We start from the raw sequence: 3204 nt of genomic DNA on the forward strand, positions 1-3204 counted from the left end.
GCATTGGTACAGCCGCTCAGGCGGTGGCATTGGTGCAAGAGGGTGCTACCCGGTTGGGCACCTCGCGGGGCGTCGAGTTGGTGCGTCAGCAGCAGCAGGAGCCAACCGGGCAGCCGTAGTGGCTCGCTAATATCGGCTGATCAGGTTCAGGGTGAGGGCAATGAGACCGACTAAGGTCAATAACCCCAGCGATCGCCGGAAGTAGTTGACCCCGGCAAACAGTTCTTGCCAGGCCCAGGTATACCAGGTGCCAAAGGCAATTAACACGATCGCAGTTTGCAGAGTGCCGCTGGGGAGAATGGCTTGCAGGAGGGTCGCCACCACGGCCACCACGGCTGGTAGGTTGGGCTTTTGACCAATAACAATGTTGCCTTCGGAGTCGCGAAAGATGCGATCGAACAAGGAGGGCTGTGAGGCTAGGTTGCGGTCTGCGGGAGAAGTCATTTACTCGAATTGAGATACTGCTGACGGTTAATCTAATGCCGCTCTCTCGAACAGTGCCTATATCAGACGCTAGATTTAGCCCCTATGTCCATTGTCAAGCTGAGCGGAACGAACGATTGCTCGCAGAGGGTAAGCGAGCCGCTTTTTAAGGATTCCAATTGCTCAAAAACTCAACATAATTTTGCATGTCTTCCGCAGTTCTGACGGCCATTAGCCGTAAAATTCTACGCACTAGCTCCCCAACTCCGTAGCGCTGTTGGGGAGCTAGAAGAATTCCTGCGTGAGTTAAATCCTGCTCAATGAGCTGGTTATGTAGCTGATAAAAATCTTTGGTATTAAAACTAAAAAGTACTCTGTTGTTTTGTTTGGCCCAGTCAAGCTGTTCGCTATCTGAACGATGTAACATGCCGACCTCTGCGACGGTTAGAACGTCTACATGGTGTGATCGCAAAGCCTGGATAAAATCTTCATCAATGGAGTCTTCGTCGAGATACAGCGTGATTCTGTCCATTCTAAAATTAGCTGTTATGGCTGTGTAAGGCCGCTAAGCGCTCGTATTCAGCCTCTTCCTCCGCTAAGTCTGCTTCGATTTGCGCTCGATTGGCATGGTAATAGGCTAGGGCTGCATAAATTTGGGCAAGGCTTAGGTGACTCATGCGGCGGGCAATTTCTTCAGCATTAGCGTGTTGCCGGTAAAGCGCCGCTATGCGCCTGACGGACGTTTTTGTACCCGCGACCATAGGGCGGCCACCCCCTACCTCTGGGCTGCACGACACAAGCGTACCGATGTCAGTAATCGTTGGCATGGCGTTGAGGCTGTGATGACTGTCTCTAGTGTACTTGTGCCTCTCCTGAGTTAGCCACAGCCGCCTGACCGTTGATCAGCAACACCAAAGTACCGCTCACCTCCGATTCCAGCTAACCTCCAAATCGATTAGTTGGTAGCCCCGGCACGGGGACCGCGATCGCAAACACATCACCCGCATAAAACCCCTGCTGCATATCCTTTTCGCTCAGCTCCACCGAGGCCGTGGTGACGTAGAGCGTCGATAGATTAGGGCCGCCAAAGGTGGGGCAGGTGGGGCGCTGCACCGGCAGTTTAACCCGGCCCAGGGCCTCGCCTGTGGGGCTAAAGCAGGCCACACACCAGCCATCCCACAGGGCTGACCAAAGATTGCCGTCGGTGTCGATCGCCAGGCCATCGGGCTCGATCGGCTCATCGCCAAAGTCGACAATAACGCTGCGATCGCTAATCTCCCCAGTTTCGCCGTTAAAGCGGTAGGCAAAAATTTTGCGCTGGGGCGAATCGGTCAAATAAAAGGTACCGCCGTCGGGGCTCCAGCCCAGACCGTTAGAAATCGTCAACCCCGTTTCCATTGTGTGCATTGAGCCATCGGGGTCGTAGCGGTAGAGGGCGGCCTTCCCAGGACTGTCTGAGCTTACAGAGCCAACCCAAAAGCGGCCCTGGGCGTCGCACTTGCCATCGTTAAAGCGGGTGCCGGGGGCGTCAAACTCAACAGTGTGAAGAGTTTCGACTGCGCCAGAGGTAAGGTCAAGGCTATTAATGCGGTTGCCCATCGCCACCAGCAGCTTGTTGCGCTTCATTAGGGCCAGGGTGCTGCACACATCGTCTAGCTCCCAGTGGCAGTCATCGCCGCTGCTGGGCTCAAACACATGAACGCGGTGATTGAGAATATCGACCCAGTAGAGCACCTGCTGGTCGCCATCCCACAACGGGCCTTCTCCCAATCGGGCGCGGGCGTAGAGCACGTTTTGGGCCGATAGCTCAGGCAGAGTGGCAGAGGGCATAGCTCAAATACCGGCATTGTTTACAGCAGGGTCTCACAGCGTGACCGGCGACATGCCTATCTAAAGGTAGAGGCTAGCTTTAGTACTACCACAGCTACGTTACGCGAAGGTCAAGAGCGGAGGGTTCAAGGTGTAAGGTTCAAGGTGCAAGGCACTCCTTAAACCCTAAACCTTACACCTCAAACCTCTATAGCCCCGCCGCCTGACGAATGGCCTCGGTCGATTCGATCTGCTCTGGGCTGAACCCGGCCTGCTCCAGGTGATCTAAATAATCTTGGCTGGTGTAGCGGCCGTCGAGGGTCAGGGCCTGACGGTAGTTGGCGATCGCCTCGGCATTGTCTTTGGCCGACCAGTGGGCCAAGGCCAGCGCTACCCAGGGGTGGGGGTTGCCGGGCTCTAGCTCCGTGGCAATGATGGCTTGGGCTAGAGCCTGCTCGGTTTGTCCCAGCCGCTGATAGGCGAGGCTGAGATTGTAGTGGGCGATTTCGTTATTTTGTTCAAGCGAGGCCGCCAGAGTGTGGGTATCTACCGCCGCCTCTAGCTGGCCGTCTACTAGGTAAACAATGCCCAGGGCGTTGAGGGCGGGCACGTATTCGGGGTTGTGGGTGAGGGCGGTTTGCAGTGCATCGATGGCGGGGGTAGGGTACCCCGCCAGGTGCTGAGTCCAGCCCAATAGCACCTGGCCTTCGGGGTTGCGAGGGTTGAGGGCAGTAGCAATTTTCAGGGTTGCGATCGCCCGCTCAAAATCGCCCTGCTGCCGAAACGCCAGCCCCTCCTGCCTGTAGCGAGAGGCCGTTTGCGCATCCATTAAAAAAGATGGGTAAGCCAGGTTTTCTAACGTCTCTAGAGAAAGCGTCGTCTTCTGCCACAGCACCGCCGCCTCACGCTGGCAACCCGCCACTAGGGCTAAAGCGATACAGAGTAACCAACCAAAGACTTTTCCCATAGATC

The 3204-nt window shown here is 55.9% G+C and carries 5 protein-coding genes and 1 pseudogene; 1 reads left to right on the forward strand and 5 read right to left on the reverse strand.

The features are described from left to right. A pseudogene (locus tag IQ273_RS36215) lies at positions 1 to 119 on the forward strand (2-deoxyribose-5-phosphate aldolase); the annotation flags it as partial. A gap of 7 nt (positions 120 to 126) precedes the next feature. On the opposite strand, the gene IQ273_RS31910 reads toward IQ273_RS36215, so the two are convergent. From IQ273_RS31910 to IQ273_RS31930, 5 genes are all read right to left on the reverse strand, one after another. After that, positions 127 to 444 (reverse strand): hypothetical protein, encoded by a 318-nt coding sequence (locus IQ273_RS31910; RefSeq protein WP_194027106.1) that lies wholly within the window; start codon positions 442 to 444, stop codon positions 127 to 129. Positions 445 to 589: 145 nt separating this feature from the next. Beyond that, on the reverse strand, positions 590 to 955 hold the full coding sequence (locus IQ273_RS31915; protein ID WP_194027107.1) for a DUF5615 family PIN-like protein: 366 nt from the start codon (positions 953 to 955) through the stop codon (positions 590 to 592). 7 nt (positions 956 to 962) lie between these two features. Further along, positions 963 to 1250, reverse strand: coding sequence for a DUF433 domain-containing protein (locus tag IQ273_RS31920; protein WP_194027108.1), 288 nt, complete (start codon positions 1248 to 1250; stop codon positions 963 to 965). A gap of 112 nt (positions 1251 to 1362) precedes the next feature. Further along, entirely contained in the window at positions 1363 to 2253 is an 891-nt protein-coding gene (locus IQ273_RS31925; RefSeq protein ID WP_194027109.1) for an SMP-30/gluconolactonase/LRE family protein, read from the reverse strand. A 187-nt stretch (positions 2254 to 2440) separates the two neighbouring features. Continuing rightward, positions 2441 to 3204, reverse strand: a 764-nt coding sequence (locus IQ273_RS31930) for a tetratricopeptide repeat protein (RefSeq protein ID WP_228054286.1), incomplete at its 5' end; no start/stop codon positions are given.

Source organism: Nodosilinea sp. LEGE 07298, from assembly GCF_015207265.1.
Classification (GTDB): Bacteria; Cyanobacteriota; Cyanobacteriia; order Phormidesmidales; family Phormidesmidaceae; genus Nodosilinea.

What these genes read in the sequence shown, in the direction of transcription:
- IQ273_RS31910 (WP_194027106.1), bottom strand. Translation starts at nt 444, where the DNA reads ATGACTTCTCCCGCAGACCGCAACCTAGCCTCACAGCCCTCCTTGTTC.
- IQ273_RS31915 (WP_194027107.1), bottom strand. Translation starts at nt 955, where the DNA reads ATGGACAGAATCACGCTGTATCTCGACGAAGACTCCATTGATGAAGAT.
- IQ273_RS31925 (WP_194027109.1), bottom strand. Translation starts at nt 2,253, where the DNA reads ATGCCCTCTGCCACTCTGCCTGAGCTATCGGCCCAAAACGTGCTCTAC.
- IQ273_RS31920 (WP_194027108.1), bottom strand. Translation starts at nt 1,250, where the DNA reads ATGCCAACGATTACTGACATCGGTACGCTTGTGTCGTGCAGCCCAGAG.